The sequence below is a fragment of the Haematomicrobium sanguinis DSM 21259 genome (assembly GCF_000688395.1).
GTDB lineage: Bacteria > Actinomycetota > Actinomycetes > Actinomycetales > Micrococcaceae > Haematomicrobium > Haematomicrobium sanguinis.
The window spans coordinates 208,694-220,334 of record NZ_JIAG01000002.1; the positions used below are offsets into that span (position 1 = coordinate 208,694).

The following is an 11,641-nucleotide window of genomic DNA, read 5'->3' on the forward strand; positions in this document are numbered from 1 at the left end:
TTTTGGTCCCCATATCCACAGGACGCGGGTTCTGGGCGATCAGTTCGTCCACAGGCGACCACCGGCGAGAGCGCCGGGGGACCAGAGGGGGACCACAGAGAACGACCCCCGGACATGATGAAGCCCAGGCGAGAAACCTACTCTCACCTGGGCTTTTACGTCGGGCTGACAGGATTTGAACCTGCGACCCCCTGACCCCCAGTCAGGTGCGCTACCAAGCTGCGCCACAGCCCGTGGCATGGATTTTCAGTTGTTCGGGCCGACCAGAGCGGGGTAAACCCACTTAACCCCCAGTCAAGTGCGCTACCAAGCTGCGCCACAACCCGAAGCTTCCGCCCGGCCACAAACAACCGGCGAAAACCACCGACACAACTTTACATGAGATCGGCGCTCAGGGTGACATCGCCTTCGCACGCGAGGTTTGGAATCTAGAAATCCGCCCGGCGTTCCCCGGACTTTCCATCCCCACCCCAGCCACTCAACCCATTCCCGCGAACACCACCGTGCCTGCACTCGTCCAAGCATGGAAGTCCCTCTGGCGCGACCATTGGGAATACCAAGACTGGTTCGAACCCCAACTCCCCCACATGAGTTCGGAACGCTTCATCCATCTCCGAGAAACCCTGACACCGCTCAAGGACCAGGTTCTCAGGCTCGACCTCGTCGGCGATTTTTCCTTCCGTGTCACACCACACCGGATAGTCCTCGCCCCACAAACGTTGCGCGACCCGCACCTCCGCGCCGACGCGCTTGCCCGCTTCCCCACGCAGTAGGCACGTCACCTTTTAAGCAGAAGAACGACGGCGAGCCAAGACTTTCTCTCTTAGCCCACCCCGGTATTTCGCAGGCTATGCGCCCGGGCGAGTATCGCCGTCGTGCTTCTGTGGCTGGTGCTGGGCACCCGGTTGTGCCCATGGCTCATCCCCGAGCGCAATTTCTGCCGCGGTTTCGCGCAAAAATCTGATGAGGATAGCGCGTTCGGCGCTGCTGTAGCGGGCCGCGACGTCGAAGCGTTTGGCGTGCTGCTTGCCCACCGTTTCCATGGCGGCCCGACGGGTCGCGGGGGTGATGGCGATGGCCAAGGCGCGCCGGTCGCTCGGGTGCGTGGAGCGGGTGATGTGGCCGTCGCGCTCGAGCCGATCCAGCAGCTTGGTGGTGGACGGGGTGGAAATCGCGAGATGCTGGGCGATGGCGCTGGGGGTGACGATCTGGCCGCGATTGCCCGCGACGATCAAGAACTGCAGAGCCAACATGTCGGTTTCGTTGAGCTGCATGTAGCGTCGGGACGCTTCCGAGAGCGCGCGCTCGGCGTCGCGGAGGTCACCGAACGCTGACATGAGCTCGGTGATTTGCGCCACATCCTGCGGGGCAATATGGGTGCGCTGGACGAGTTCGTGATCCGGGTCGTTTGCGTTGATGTCGTAAAGATTGTCGTTGCCCACGAGGTTATATTACCGAGGAATCATATTATGCTAGGTTTATATCTAGCTAAGCTAACTAATATTTCTGGGGGTGCGGACGTGGCACGACGCGTGTCGAGTCGATCCGGGGACGGGGCACCGCGGCGCCCCGGGGCGTTGAGGTTTGTGCGCGTGGCGATCCCGGTTGTGCTCATTGTGGTGTGGTTGGTGGCGGCCGGATTGGGTGGGCCGCTGTTCGGGAAGATTGACGAGGTTTCGTCCAACGACCAGACGAACTATTTGCCCAGTTCCTCCGAGGCCGCGGCCGTGCAACGCGAGTTAGAGAAATTTACGGACTCGGACGGCATTCCGGCGGTGGTGGTGTTTGTTGCCGACCGTGAGTTGAGCGCGGACGCGCAAGATAAAATTAGTGCCGCGGTGGAATCGGCTGCGGACGTAGCTGGGGTGTTGCCTGGCGCGTCTCCGGCGTTGCTGTCCTCGGACGGGTTAGCGATGCAGGCGTTCGTGCAGGTTGTTGCGGATGCCGAATTATCGGAAACGGTTCCTGAGCTTACTGCGCAGTTGCGCGGCGAGGTTCCCGATTCGGTTGCGGTGTACGTGACCGGCCCTGCGGGATTGAGTGCGGATTTGGCGGCCGGTTTCGCCGGGATCGATGGGCTGCTGCTGGGGGCGGCGCTGGCCGCGGTATTCGTCATTTTGATCTTGGTCTACCGCTCGCTTTTGTTGCCGATTGCGGTGCTGATGACGAGCCTGTTTGCGCTGTGCGTGGCGTTGCTGGTGGTGTGGTGGTTGGCCAAAGCGGGGGTGCTGTTGCTGAGCGGGCAGACCCAAGGAATTCTCTTCATTCTGGTGATCGGTGCCGCCACGGATTATGCGTTGCTTTTGGTGTCCCGTTTTCGCGAAGAATTGCGGCTGCATCGGGACAAGAATGTGGCCGTGCGGGTGGCGTGGCGGGGATCGGTGGAGCCGATTGCCGCCTCCGGCGGGACGGTTATTGCCGGGCTGCTGTGCCTCTTGCTCAGTGATCTGAAGTCGAATAGTGCGCTCGGTCCGGTGGCGGCCATTGGCATTGTTTTTGCGATGCTTTCGGCGTTGACGCTGTTGCCGGCGTTGCTGTCGCTGTTGGGGCGGGCGGCGTTTTGGCCGCGTCGGCCGGCCTTTGATCCTGCACGCAGCCGTGAGGATGCTGAGGTGCCGGGGTCCGGCCCTTGGCATGGACTGACGGGGTTGATTCGTCGGCATTCTCGGGCGCTGTGGGTTGGGACGACTGTGGTCTTGTTGGCTGGTTGCGTGGGCGTGGTCGGGTTGAATGCTTCCGGGGTCGCGCAATCTGAGCTGGTGCTCGGGTCATCCCAGGCGCGTGATGGTCAGTCGGCGTTGGCCGAACATTTTCCCGCGGGTGCTGGCAGTCCCGTGTACGTGCTGGTAGATGCTGATGAGCTAAACGCTGCGAGTGCCGTGATGTTGGACAATGACGGTGTCGATTTGGTCAGTGTCGTCGCTTCGGATAGTCCGAGTGGATCGGCGCCGGTGACTGCGTCCGGCATTGGCGCCGTTGGTCCGCCTGGGACGCCTGCGCCCTCCCCCACGGAGGTTGACGGCAAGGTGTTGCTGCAAGGGACGCTGGTTGATGAACCCGACTCCGAGGCTGCTGCTGCCACAGTGGTGTCGTTGCGGTCTGAGTTGAGCGGCTTGGGTGCCCAAGTGGGTGGAGTGACCGCGACCGCTGTCGACACGAACGCGGCCTCGATTCACGACCGGAACCTGATTATTCCGGTGACGCTGCTCGTCATTCTGGTGATCTTGATGTTGTTGCTGCGCTCGGTCCTTGCGCCGGTATTGCTGATTGCGACCACCGTGTTGTCCTTCGGCACCGCCATGGGTGTTTCTGCTCTGGTGTTCAATGGCTTGTTCCAGTTTCCTGGGGCGGATCCTGCGGTGCCGCTCTACGGGTTTGTGTTTTTGGTGGCGCTCGGCATTGATTACAACATTTTCTTGATGACGCGGGTGCGCGAGGAATCCAAGGAGTTTGGCACGCGGCCCGGTATTCTGCGTGGCGTGGCCATCACGGGCGGAGTCATTACGTCTGCCGGCGTCGTGTTGGCCGCGACGTTCGCGGCATTGGCGGTGATCCCGATCCTGTTCTTGGTGCAGTTGGCGTTTATCGTGGCGTTTGGGGTGCTACTGGACACCTTTGTGGTGCGTACAGTTCTGGTCCCGGCTTTGAGCTATGACATCGGCTCGGCGATCTGGTGGCCGTCGAAGCTGGCGCGGGCGCGGCACGTTCAGGATGATCCGAAGGAATAGTGCGGTCATGGAGCGATCAATAGCATGGGACTCGATGAAACACCGTGGCTTACGCGACTGAAAGCCGACGGGGTATTTTTGATTGACATGGCCCCAGTTCCCGTCAATCACCTGGAGCCCATGGAAAAAGCCATACACAGCGAGTTCATCTATTTCCCTGGGTCGGGCTGGCAAGTGCAGTTTCGCGAGCAATTCGAGCGAGCCATCTGCGGATTTTTGTATTGATCCCTGCACCCCCATTTGCTAAAACCGGTAAACATCCATGAGGGGGTCAACTTGGAAGTCGTGGCAATTGTCGCGTCGGCGGCGAGAGCACGGTGGAAGAAATCACAAACTAGCTCCGCCCCAACTCCCCCAGCCATTTCTTCAACAAGACCGTTTCCGGCTCCCCCAACGGCGAACCTGCCGAGCCGAGCGCGTTGAGCAATTGCTCGGAGGCACCAGTCACTTCCGAAGCATCAGCAGACGCAGCAACACCCCCGCGCCCCACCCCAGTTATCCACGCGAGCGTCGCTTCCCGCGTGGACTCGGACAGCTCCAGATAGTCACTTCGCCCGGTAAGAATCAGCGCCAACGTCACGCCAATATTGCTCGCGAGAATTTGCGACACAGCAAGATCCGGATCCACCACCAGTCGGCCCTGCGTATCCGCCACCCGCACCACGGCACGCAACATTTCCGTCGCCCGGTTTTGCGCGGCTGGCACTGTCCCGGGCGCAATCTGCCCATACATCAGCGTGTAGAACCCGGGGTTCTCCAGACCGAACTTCACGTGCGCGTCCCACCCGGCACGAATGTCCGCAATGGGATCGCCGCTAGAAACCTGCGCCGATTTCTGCCCCAAATATAGGTCAAAGCCGCGCTCGATCACGGCGTCCAGCAAGCCCTCTTTGGACCCGAAAAAGTGATACAGCGTCGGCAGCTTGACGCCAACCCGATCGCAAATCGCGCGCAAGGGCACATCCTTGCCCGGCGACGCCGCAATCATGTCGGCGGCTGCTTCTAACAATTGGGTTCGTGTATCACCCTTGCGCTCCACTATCACAGCGATATAGTATCGCTTTATCGTTGATACATGAAATGCGTATCGACGACACAAGCCACCAAACCAAATCACCAAGAGAGAACCCCATGACCACCCACACCCTAGAAAACAAGAACGTCCTGATCGCCGGCGGCGCCAAGAACCTCGGCGGCCTCATCGCCCGGCAAGCCGCCGAACACGGCGCCAACGTCGCCATCCACTACAACTCGGACAAAACCGCCCAAGACGCCCAAGAGACCAAAGCCGCCGTGGAAGCGTTAGGCGGCAACGCCGTCGTAATTCAGGGTGACCTGACCGATGCCGCTACTGTCGAGCGGGTCTTTGCCGAGGCCGAAAAGGCCCTCGGCCCCCTGGACATCGCGGTCAACACCGCGGGCATGGTGCTGCGCAAACCGATCCTGGACACCACCGAGGACGAATACGACACGATGTTCGACATCAACGCCAAAGCCGCGTACTTCTTCATCAAAGAAGGCGGCAAGCGCCTGCGTGACAACGGCAAAATCATCACCATCGCCACCTCCCTGCTCGCCGCGTTCACCGACGGCTACTCCACCTACGCGGGCGGCAAGGCACCGGTCGAGCATTTCACTCGCGCCGCCGCTAAAGAGTTCGCACCGCGCGGCATTTCGGTGACCACGATCGCCCCGGGGCCCATGGACACCCCGTTCTTCTATGGCCAAGAAACCCCCGAGCGCGTGGAATTCCACAAATCCCAGGCCATGGGCAACCAACTCACCAAAATCGAGGACATCGCCCCGATCGTGACATTCCTCGCGACCGACGGCTGGTGGATCACGGGCCAAACCATCTTCGCCAACGGCGGCTACACCACCCGCTAAAACACCCGGAAAGGACAGCACTCATGGACACCATCCCCACCCCGATCAAGAATTTTCTCGACGCCGTCAATCGCCACGACCCGGACGCGCTCAGCGCCCTCACCGCGGACGCCACGGTAGATGACTGGGGCAAGAAGCTCACCGGAATCACCGAAATTACCGCCTGGAGCAATAAGGAATTTGCCGGGTCCAACCCCACCCTGACCATCACGGACGTGAAGAACGACGGCGATGCCTCCCAAGGCGGCTCGGTCACCATCACCGGTGATTGGCAAAGCGACTGGGCCAACGGTCCGAGCGCCTTTACCTTCACCTTGGATGGGGACAAGATTTCCTCCATGACGATTCGGAAGGGGTAGGCGAATCAGGGCCAGGCGGGCCTAGTCACAGTCTGCGGCTCGGGGCATAGTGGAAGTGAGAGAGACCGTGACTGCGTGAGGAGGTTAGTGTGCCGGAGCTTCCCGAGGTCGAGGCGTTGCGCGACTTTTTGCAGGGTGCGGCGACACGGCGGGTTATCGACAATATCGGGATTGTCGCGATCAATGCGCTCAAGACGGCCGATCCGCCGATTGATGCAGCAGTGGGGGCGACCGTCACCGGCGCGTCGCGGTGGGGGAAGTTCCTCGGTCTCGACATGTCGACTTCAGGCGGCGCAGAACCCGATCTGTACCTCATCATCCACTTTGCGCGCAGCGGCTGGTTGCAATGGAACGAGCATGTTTCCGATCGGCCGTTGCGCATGAGCACGCGGAATCCACTCGCGGCGCGTGTCACGTTTACCGATGGCGCTGGATTCACCGTGACCGAGCACGGATCCAAGAAGTCCTTGGCGATCTACCTGGTACGCTCCCCCGAAGACGTCCCGGGCATTGCCGAATTAGGGCCGGACGCGCTCGGTATCTCTCGCGAGGATTTCGAGCGGGCGATCAACAGCAACCACCAGTCGAAGAATCTGTTGACCGACCAAAGGCGCATGGCCGGAATCGGCAACGCCTACTCCGACGAAATTCTCTGGGAGGCGCGCCTCTCCCCCGCCAAGTTGGGTAGCTCCCTGACCGACACGGAACGGGAAACCTTGTTCAACGCGGTGAACACGACCCTCGGCGACGCCACCGAGCGCGTCCGTACCGCACGCCCTGCCACCCTTAAGGCAGAAAAGCGTCAGGGCATGAACGTTCACGGCCGTTTTGGGCAGGCGTGCCCTCGGTGCGGGGACACGATTGCACAGGTGTCCTTCGCCGACAGCGACTACCAGTACTGCCCCACCTGCCAAACCAAGGGCAAACGCCTGAGCGATCGCCGCATGGACCGGATGCTCAAGTAACCCTGCGGGAGCGGCTACTTGTAGAATCCCTCGCGCAGGTTCACTCCGTGCTCCAGCCACGCCTTCATCGCCGCAAGCATCCCGGTCCAACCCATGTTGTTGCCAAAGGCCGCCTTCGCCCCGGATTCAGTCGCTTCCCAATCCCCCTCGGAGATCGTGACCTTGGTCCTCGCCCCGTCATCGACCGGGTCAAACTCAAAGGTGACGATCGTGACGCCTTCCTCGCCAATGGCCGACTCGCCCTTCCAGCGCAGGGTCAACCGCCGCTCCGGCTCGGCATCAAGGACATCGACCGGGAATGCTCCCGGAAAATCGGCGAAATCCCACGTCACGGTGCTACCCGACTCGAGCCGCCCTTGGGCGCCGCCGGTCGTAAAGTAGCGCGAGAGCTGTTCGGGATCGGCAACCGCCTCAAACACCTCGGCAACGGGTCGGGAGATAAAGCCCATGACCTCAAAATTCAATTCCGTCAGTTCGCTCATATGCCCTTTCTACGGCATTGGGCTCGGAACATCTAGACCAGGCTCATGGCGTGTACACCGTATTTTCGCCGTAGAGCCGCTGCGTGATCCCGGAAATGTAGGCGCTTTGATCGGTGCTCGGCAAATTGTAGGTAAGGTAGCCGCCGTAGCCCTCCGAGACAGTGCGGCTGGCCAGATTTTGCGCGGTGGCGGAACCGGTGGCCGGAATCTCAATGGCGGCAGGTGCCAGCTGGGCCTTGGAAAGTCCCGGCACTCCCGGCACAATGTACGTTCCGTAGAGGGCGTTCCAACTGTAATTCAGGTAGGTGCCCGCGTTGATGCCGTTATAAGACACCCTCGACTGCACCGGGCCGAACCAGTACAGCGAAATAATCTTGTCTGGCATGCGCTGGCGTAGCGCCTGGATTAGATAGATGAAGGAGTACGCGTTGGGCTGGCCGGTCCCGTTGACCCCGTACTCGGAGTATTCATCGTCAAAGTCAATGCCGTCTAGACCGTACTTGTACACGGTGTCGGCCAGTTGCTTGGCAAAGGCATCCGCCTCGGCGTAGCTCTGGAAATTACAGATGCCCGCGCCCTGGTGGTTTCCCAAGATCGAGAGCAATACCTTGATCCCTTTGGCTTGGAGCGGGCGCACCCGGGTGTTCACTTCATTGAGCGTGGTTTGCACTTGCGGATTGTTGTACAGCACGGCTTTCTGGCCGTCATAGTTGATGTTTGCCGCAAAAATGATCGCAATGTCGAAGGCGGGCGCCCCAGAATTCGCGAGCGTGTACTTCCCGACGTTGGCAATGCTGTAGTTGTTCACTTCAACATAGGCGGTCATGAAAGGGCCGGACTTGCCGGCCATCAATTGCGGGTCGCGAATCGGCTGCGCATTAGCGCCGGTTACACCGGCAAGAGTTGCGGCGGCACCGGCACCGAGGCCGATTCCTCCGGCGCGGATGATCTGGCGGCGTGAAAGTGGAGCGGTCATCATTGTCCTTCCAAGGGGTCTGTGCCTCACCATGGACTAAACCGTTTAATCAACGGCAGGTCAAGACCTTTCGGCGAAAAAACTTTCTAGTGACGCGCTTCGGCGCTCGTAACAATCCAGTACCGGCGGAAGTTCACTTCGCCGTTGCTACGGGTGTCCTCATACACGCCGCCGCACTTCTCGATGACTGCAGCAGAGGCAGCATTGTTTTCCTCACAGGTCACGAGCACGCGATCGATGTTTAGTTCTTGGGCAACGGGAAGCATGGCGCCGAGCGCCCAGGTGGCAACTCCGCGGCCTCGAGCCCTCGGGCGCACGCCGTAGCCAATGTGGCCGCCGAAATTGAACAAGTATTCTGTCAGCGTGTGCCGCAGATCGATGGATCCTACGTACCGCTCATCCTCAACGATCCAGAGCGTGGTGGCGTGGACGAAGCCGGGTGGTTGCACCACCTCCGGGTCGGAGGTTGACTGCAGTCGAGCAACAAACCGAGCAAAGACGTGGGGCTCGTCAAACCTGTCCTCGGCTCGCAACGCGGCTCCATCTACCTGCGCGCCCTCGCCCCATTCGCGATACGCCTCGAGCCAGGATTCGTGGAGCGACACCGAGGGGCGGATGAGGGTGAGCATCCGGTAAGCCTAGCAATTGTGGGTCGTAGTCAATCCAACTCAGCCAGCACACCGAATCATCAGTCACAATGAGAGCAATGGATCCGCACAATTCACTCAAGCACCCCACCATTACTCGCTACGGGGCAGAAAAGCCGGTGCGCGCCGTCGTACTTGTCCTGCACGGCGGCCGGGCGCACTCCACCGCAACCACCAGGCCGTGGCAGCTCTCGCCGCTGCGTATGGTGCCCTTCGCCCGGGACCTGCACCGGCGCGGCGCCAAGGACGGCCTCGAGGTGTGGCGGGTGCGCAACCGCGTGCGCGGATGGAACGGCGAGCAGATGGACGCGCTAGCCGACGCGCGCTACGCGGTGCAGAAGGCGGCCACGGAGCACCCCGGGGTGCCGATTTTTGTGCTCGGGCATTCGATGGGCGGGCTGACCGCGCTCGCCGTGGCAAGCGAGGAGCCGGTCAAAGCGGTCGTCGCACTGGCGCCGTGGGTTGATGAGAAGACGCCGCGGAACGCGGTCTCGGGCGTGGACGTGCTTATTATTCACGGCTCCACCGACCGCATCACGAACCCTGTGACCTCCCGCGAATATGCCGAGGACGTGGCCGACATCGCCCGATCGGTGGAATACGTGCCCATTGCGGGCGTCGGGCATTTTATGCTGAGCCAATATGGCCTATGGCAACGCCGAGCCGCCGATTTTGTGCTGGATCGGCTTGCCAACTTGGATCGCGAACGAGTGGAGGATTGATGGCTTTCATTCCCAAACCCCATGATAGGGCGTACCGCTTTGTGGTGCGGACGGGACTTTTCGGTGCCTGGCTGCTGCGGCTGCGCATGCAATTTACCGGGCGAGAGAATTTGCCTCAACCGGGGCCGATGCGGCGCTCGGGACTGGGTTTTTCGCGGAAGCCCGTACCGGGGCAGGGCGCCATTATTGCCATTACACACTTTGGCTACCTTGACTTCGCGGTGGCCGAATACATGCTGTGGAAACACTCGCGGGCGCAAATGCGGTTCATGATCACAAAAGGCGCCACGAAGCACTGGCTTGCGGGCCCAGCCATTCACGCGACCGGACACGTCATTGTGGATCGCAGCGACGGCCGGGATGCGTACGCGGGGGCCATGGAGAAACTGCGGGACGGGGAATATCTGGCAATTTTGCCCGAGGCCGGGGTGTCCCGCTCCTTCACAGTACGGGCTTTGAAGACCGGGGCGGTGCGTCTCGCCCAAGAAACCGGCCTGCCGATCATCCCCATTTCGGTGTGGGGAGGCCACCGGCTGATGACGCGCGGGCATGGGTTCTCGTGGCGGCGCGCGTGGTGGGCGCCGATCAGAGCCCACGTCTCCGAGCCGATCTTTGTGGGGCCGGACGCGGATGTGCGCGCTGAAACCGAGCGATTGCGCGAGGAGTTGCAGTCCGGGATCGACTCTGCGGCATCCACCTTCCCTCTCGAGGAACGGGAAGGGGATTGGTGGGTGCCGGCCTCTCGCGGCGGCAGCGCCATGAGCGTTTCAGAACAGAAACGGCTGGATGCGGCCGAGGACCCGGTGGCGCGCGGGCGCTAAGCCCGGTAAGCATGGCCGCCAATCGCGCGCGCTCAGCGTGGGTCAGAGGTGCCGCGCGGTCGTCTCGCGAACAACGAGTTGCGGGACGATGCGCTCATCGTGGTGTTCTTCGCCGGGGCGATCGATGAGCGTGGTGAGCCGGCGCACCACTTTCGCCCCCATCTCTTCGAACGGCTGCCGCACCGTGGTCAGCGGCGGATAGGCGTACGCGGCTAAGGGAATGTCATCGATACCGACCACAGAAATATCCTCGGGTACCGCCCGGCCGCGTTCGGCGAGGGCGCGCAAAACCCCGAAGGCCATTTCATCGCTGGCCACCAGCACAGCGCTCACCCCCTCGGTCGCCGCGAGCCTCAACCCCGCCTGATATCCCGACTCTGGCGTCCAATCGCCGCGAATCACCGCCGGCACCGTGCGCCCGGCGGCCCGGAGCACCCCGGCCCACGCATCTTCGCGGGCGCTGGCATCCGCCCAATCTTCGGGTCCGGCGACGTGCCACACGGTGTCATGGCCCAACTCCAACAAGTGCGTTGTCGCCAAAAACGCCGCGCTGGATTGATCGATGGCCAGCAGGTCCGCACCGTCCAGGGGTGCCCGATCGATAAACACCATCGGCAACCTGCGCGCCAAGGCGCCGAGCTCGTCGGTGCCCTCCCGTAACGGAACCGCCACCACAATCCCATCCACGCCGCGGTCCGAGAGTTTGAGCACCGTTTCGGCGAGCACTGCCGGATCCGGACGGCTCACGGTTTCCGCCACGATGGAGTAACCGCACGCGTTCGCTTCCCGATCCACTCCTCGGCTAAAGGCTTGCCTCGAGTAAAAAGCGGTATCTAGGGAAATCAGTCCCAGAATTCGGGTGCGTCCGGTGACGAGCGCCCGCGCGGTGTGTGTACGCCGGTAGCCCAAAGATTCGACGGCGCTGAGCACCTTCTCGCGGGTCGATGAATTGACGTAGGGGTGCTCGCTGAGCACCCGGGACACGGTCTGCGTGGACACGCCTGCAGCTGATGCCACATCCCGCATGGAGGGTTTGCGCTGAAAAAGCTCCATG

14 protein-coding genes and 1 tRNA gene are annotated in these 11,641 nt (G+C 61.7%); 8 read left to right on the forward strand and 7 right to left on the reverse strand.

Features of this window, described 5'->3' with window-relative positions; genetic code table 11:
* Window positions 1-160: 160 nt before the first annotated feature.
* Window positions 161-234: transfer RNA gene (locus O148_RS0102615), tRNA-Pro, on the reverse strand.
* A gap of 353 nt (window positions 235-587) precedes the next feature.
* Here O148_RS0102615 and O148_RS17695 point away from each other — a divergent pair.
* Entirely contained in the window at window positions 588-773 is a 186-nt protein-coding gene (locus tag O148_RS17695; protein ID WP_157374465.1) for a hypothetical protein, read from the forward strand.
* A 75-nt stretch (window positions 774-848) separates the two neighbouring features.
* On the opposite strand, the gene O148_RS14355 is transcribed toward O148_RS17695, so the two are convergent.
* On the reverse strand, window positions 849-1,442 hold the full coding sequence (locus O148_RS14355) for a MarR family winged helix-turn-helix transcriptional regulator (RefSeq protein WP_051619737.1): 594 nt from the start codon (window positions 1,440-1,442) through the stop codon (window positions 849-851).
* Between the two features lie 27 nt (window positions 1,443-1,469).
* Between O148_RS14355 and O148_RS0102630 the strand changes: the two genes are divergently transcribed.
* Together O148_RS0102630 and O148_RS0102635 are read left to right on the forward strand one after the other, a co-directional pair.
* Window positions 1,470-3,728: an MMPL family transporter gene (locus O148_RS0102630; protein WP_157374466.1), complete on the forward strand. Its 2,259-nt coding sequence runs from the start codon at window positions 1,470-1,472 to the stop codon at window positions 3,726-3,728.
* A gap of 24 nt (window positions 3,729-3,752) precedes the next feature.
* Window positions 3,753-3,953, forward strand: coding sequence for a hypothetical protein (locus tag O148_RS0102635; RefSeq protein ID WP_026529685.1), 201 nt, complete (start codon window positions 3,753-3,755; stop codon window positions 3,951-3,953).
* 109 nt (window positions 3,954-4,062) lie between these two features.
* On the opposite strand, the gene O148_RS14360 is transcribed toward O148_RS0102635, so the two are convergent.
* Window positions 4,063-4,737 (reverse strand): TetR/AcrR family transcriptional regulator, encoded by a 675-nt coding sequence (locus O148_RS14360; protein WP_075204258.1) that lies wholly within the window; start codon window positions 4,735-4,737, stop codon window positions 4,063-4,065.
* 122 nt (window positions 4,738-4,859) lie between these two features.
* On the opposite strand from O148_RS14360, the gene O148_RS0102645 reads away from it, so the two are divergent.
* The 3 genes from O148_RS0102645 (at window position 4,860) to O148_RS0102655 (ending at window position 6,939) form a co-directional block, all read left to right on the forward strand.
* Window positions 4,860-5,615, forward strand: coding sequence for an SDR family oxidoreductase (locus O148_RS0102645; RefSeq protein WP_026529686.1), 756 nt, complete (start codon window positions 4,860-4,862; stop codon window positions 5,613-5,615).
* Between the two features lie 23 nt (window positions 5,616-5,638).
* Window positions 5,639-5,974: a nuclear transport factor 2 family protein gene (locus tag O148_RS0102650; RefSeq protein WP_026529687.1), complete on the forward strand. Its 336-nt coding sequence runs from the start codon at window positions 5,639-5,641 to the stop codon at window positions 5,972-5,974.
* 89 nt (window positions 5,975-6,063) lie between these two features.
* Window positions 6,064-6,939, forward strand: coding sequence for a DNA-formamidopyrimidine glycosylase family protein (locus O148_RS0102655; protein ID WP_026529688.1), 876 nt, complete (start codon window positions 6,064-6,066; stop codon window positions 6,937-6,939).
* A 14-nt stretch (window positions 6,940-6,953) separates the two neighbouring features.
* Here O148_RS0102655 and O148_RS0102660 read toward each other — a convergent pair whose 3' ends face one another.
* The 3 genes from O148_RS0102660 to O148_RS0102670 all read right to left on the reverse strand — a co-directional run bounded on the left by O148_RS0102660 (window position 6,954) and on the right by O148_RS0102670 (window position 9,026).
* A complete protein-coding gene (locus O148_RS0102660; RefSeq protein WP_026529689.1) occupies window positions 6,954-7,421 on the reverse strand; it encodes an SRPBCC domain-containing protein in 468 nt (155 codons plus the stop codon).
* 43 nt (window positions 7,422-7,464) lie between these two features.
* Window positions 7,465-8,397 carry an endo-beta-N-acetylglucosaminidase H gene (locus tag O148_RS0102665; RefSeq protein ID WP_026529690.1) on the reverse strand — a complete coding sequence of 311 codons (933 nt, stop codon included), beginning with the start codon at window positions 8,395-8,397 and terminating at the stop codon, window positions 7,465-7,467.
* Window positions 8,398-8,483: 86 nt separating this feature from the next.
* Complete coding sequence (locus O148_RS0102670; protein WP_026529691.1) at window positions 8,484-9,026, reverse strand: GNAT family N-acetyltransferase; 543 nt, start codon at window positions 9,024-9,026, stop codon at window positions 8,484-8,486.
* A 77-nt stretch (window positions 9,027-9,103) separates the two neighbouring features.
* On the opposite strand from O148_RS0102670, the gene O148_RS14365 reads away from it, so the two are divergent.
* Complete coding sequence (locus tag O148_RS14365) at window positions 9,104-9,766, forward strand: alpha/beta hydrolase (RefSeq protein WP_051619739.1); 663 nt, start codon at window positions 9,104-9,106, stop codon at window positions 9,764-9,766.
* Window positions 9,766-10,587, forward strand: coding sequence for a lysophospholipid acyltransferase family protein (locus tag O148_RS0102680; protein ID WP_026529692.1), 822 nt, complete (start codon window positions 9,766-9,768; stop codon window positions 10,585-10,587). Before O148_RS14365 ends, O148_RS0102680 begins: the two co-directional genes overlap by 1 nt.
* Window positions 10,588-10,629: 42 nt before the next feature.
* Here the strand turns inward: O148_RS0102680 and O148_RS0102685 are convergent, their stop codons facing one another.
* Window positions 10,630-11,640 carry a LacI family DNA-binding transcriptional regulator gene (locus O148_RS0102685; RefSeq protein ID WP_035744516.1) on the reverse strand — a complete coding sequence of 337 codons (1,011 nt, stop codon included), beginning with the start codon at window positions 11,638-11,640 and terminating at the stop codon, window positions 10,630-10,632.
* Window position 11,641: the final 1 nt, after the last annotated feature.

What these genes read in the sequence shown, in the direction of transcription:
- O148_RS17695 (WP_157374465.1), top strand. Translation starts at nt 588, where the DNA reads ATGAGTTCGGAACGCTTCATCCATCTCCGAGAAACCCTGACACCGCTC.
- O148_RS0102630 (WP_157374466.1), top strand. Translation starts at nt 1,470, where the DNA reads ATGCTAGGTTTATATCTAGCTAAGCTAACTAATATTTCTGGGGGTGCG.
- O148_RS0102635 (WP_026529685.1), top strand. Translation starts at nt 3,753, where the DNA reads ATGGGACTCGATGAAACACCGTGGCTTACGCGACTGAAAGCCGACGGG.
- O148_RS0102645 (WP_026529686.1), top strand. Translation starts at nt 4,860, where the DNA reads ATGACCACCCACACCCTAGAAAACAAGAACGTCCTGATCGCCGGCGGC.
- O148_RS0102650 (WP_026529687.1), top strand. Translation starts at nt 5,639, where the DNA reads ATGGACACCATCCCCACCCCGATCAAGAATTTTCTCGACGCCGTCAAT.
- O148_RS0102660 (WP_026529689.1), bottom strand. Translation starts at nt 7,421, where the DNA reads ATGAGCGAACTGACGGAATTGAATTTTGAGGTCATGGGCTTTATCTCC.
- O148_RS0102665 (WP_026529690.1), bottom strand. Translation starts at nt 8,397, where the DNA reads ATGACCGCTCCACTTTCACGCCGCCAGATCATCCGCGCCGGAGGAATC.
- O148_RS0102670 (WP_026529691.1), bottom strand. Translation starts at nt 9,026, where the DNA reads ATGCTCACCCTCATCCGCCCCTCGGTGTCGCTCCACGAATCCTGGCTC.
- O148_RS14365 (WP_051619739.1), top strand. Translation starts at nt 9,104, where the DNA reads ATGGATCCGCACAATTCACTCAAGCACCCCACCATTACTCGCTACGGG.
- O148_RS0102680 (WP_026529692.1), top strand. Translation starts at nt 9,766, where the DNA reads ATGGCTTTCATTCCCAAACCCCATGATAGGGCGTACCGCTTTGTGGTG.
- O148_RS0102685 (WP_035744516.1), bottom strand. Translation starts at nt 11,640, where the DNA reads ATGGAGCTTTTTCAGCGCAAACCCTCCATGCGGGATGTGGCATCAGCT.